Here is a 2,160-nt window from a genome sequence, read left to right on the forward strand (position 1 = left end):
GTGTTTGTATTGCCATCACTTTACCTCCAACTTTTACGAAGAACCGTATAAATACCGATGCAAATAAGTAGAATGCCGCCGCCAAATAATAATATTATTGTTATACTAATTGGCTCTTCATTCATTGTTTCATTATTCGCTACTTCATCTGCACTTTTTCTGACAATGTATTCACTGCTAAATAAACTATTTTTCGTATCTTTAACACTATTATTCTCTTTTGGTTTTGTAAAAAGAGAATCTCGTAAAGCTTCCATATCTTTTTGTTCTTTCTTTTTCTTTTTCTCAATTTCTTCCTCTATATCTTTGTTAAATAACTCAATCGATGCTTTATCTAATTCTGTTTCTTTATGTTCCTTTTTATTTTTTTCTTGGTCGCTTTCTTCAAGTCGATCCACTTTAAACTTAATCTTCCCATCATCACCAAGATAACTGTCAGCCGCGCTCCTTATCGGTAGCGCGACAAACAGTAAAAGGATAGAGAGAAATGATAACTTAGCCACTATGCTCCATTGTTTGATCATTTACTTCTTTTTCCTCCCATTTCTTATGCCATACAAATAGATTACTAACCAATCCAATAATGGCAATTACAAACAATACGACAAAAATAACTTTCCCAGTATCTTTACCACTAATAAAATCATTTAGAAAACTTTCTATATACTGAAGCGGTGAGAATTGACGTATCTTTCCGACAGACGACATTTGATCTACTTTACTTCCAACTGCCTCAGTTAAAAACAGGTACATGCTTAAAAATACTAATAGTATAAACATTCCTACCATTTTTATTTGTCGTAATAAGTAGGTTGAGACTAATACAAACGCCATCATAATAAATGTGATGAACGCAATCCATAGTAAACTTTGATCCTGACCAAACTTTAAAAGACGCCCAGAAATGATACCTATACTAATCCCTTCCACAATTGATATACCGAAAGCTACTACTGTAGTTGGTACATTCATATCAATTAATGAGAATTTCTCTTCAAAATGATCTGATTGCATTCGTTTCTTTTCTTGATTCGCAATTGCGTATGCTGTAAATAATGCAACAATGAAACAAGTTAATACAATTAAGTACGGTGTAAAAGCATTTCCTGCTACAATTACTCCATCATTTTGCTTTTGAACTGGACTAGCTAAAAAGTCATATAGCATCTCATTTTGACGATCTCCAATACGGCTATTCGCTAAAATTTTCGTAAAGTTTTTGGAGAATGATTTATCATCTTCCATTTTCTTCGTAAAGTCATTTAATAATAGATCAGCTTTTGAAACAATTGTCGTTCCGCTGTCTTGAATTTCTTTTGCTTGTCCATTAATTTGATCAAATGTTTTATATACATCGTCTGAAGTTGCTAAACTATGCTTCGAACTTTCGACCAATGACTGACTTTGCATCATTAATGATTTAATACCAGAATCTAACGATAAAATAGCTGTTTGCTCACCAGCATGATTTGTTGTTAATACTTGCTGCTCTTCAACTAGCTTTAAGCTATTCTCACGCCATTTCGCTAAACCTTTTACATACTCTCCTAAATTTTCATTCATACTAGTTGCTTGTTGCGTCGTTCCATTTAATTTCTCCGCTAGTAGCATAGAATTTTGATCCGCACTAGTAATAGATTGTTGATAAGAGTTTATTTTTTGTTTTAAACCTGACATATCTTGCTTTATTTCTGTAGTAATACTTGATGAAACAAGATTTGAAATTAAATCAATTAAACTTTGTTTATTTAATACGTAGTACAAAGATTGATCCGTCGCAATTGCATCTAAACTTCCCTCTTCTAACTTAGGACCTACATCTTTCGTTCTTAAATCAATCCCATAATACATTTCGTAAAGGCTCATTAAACCTTGATAACTTTCGACTGTATCTACTGCTTCTTTAATTAATACACTAGATATATTTTTTGTTAATACTTCTGCTTTTTGATGTACAACTTGATTCGTTGTACTTTCAGTAACTTTACCGTTATCTGTTCCCGTTTCGCCTCCTGGATTTCCTCCAGTTCCGTTGTCTGTTCCCGTTCCGCCTCCTGGGTTTCCTCCAGTTCCGTTGTCTGTTCCCGTTCCGCCTCCTGGGTTTCCTCCAGTTCCGTTATCTGTTCCCGTTCCGCCTCCTGGGTTTCCTCCAGTTCCGTT

General features: G+C 34.2%; 1 protein-coding gene and 1 pseudogene. Both read right to left on the reverse strand.

Annotated elements, in window-relative coordinates:
* Positions 1-20: 20 nt before the first annotated feature.
* Positions 21-524, reverse strand: a complete 504-nt coding sequence (gene essA / locus ABWK52_RS23190; protein ID WP_097998243.1) for a type VII secretion protein EssA — start codon at positions 522-524, stop codon at positions 21-23.
* A pseudogene (locus tag ABWK52_RS23195) lies at positions 496-2,160 on the reverse strand (type VII secretion protein EsaA); the annotation flags it as partial. The pseudogene ABWK52_RS23195 and the gene essA, both read right to left, overlap by 29 nt.

The sequence above is a fragment of the Bacillus sp. AP50 genome, assembly GCF_040492675.1.
GTDB lineage: Bacteria > Bacillota > Bacilli > Bacillales > Bacillaceae_G > Bacillus_A > Bacillus_A cereus.

Bases quoted from the DNA above. Each gene is read 5' to 3' on its own strand.
- essA (WP_097998243.1), bottom strand. From the start codon at position 524: ATGATCAAACAATGGAGCATAGTGGCTAAGTTATCATTTCTCTCTATC.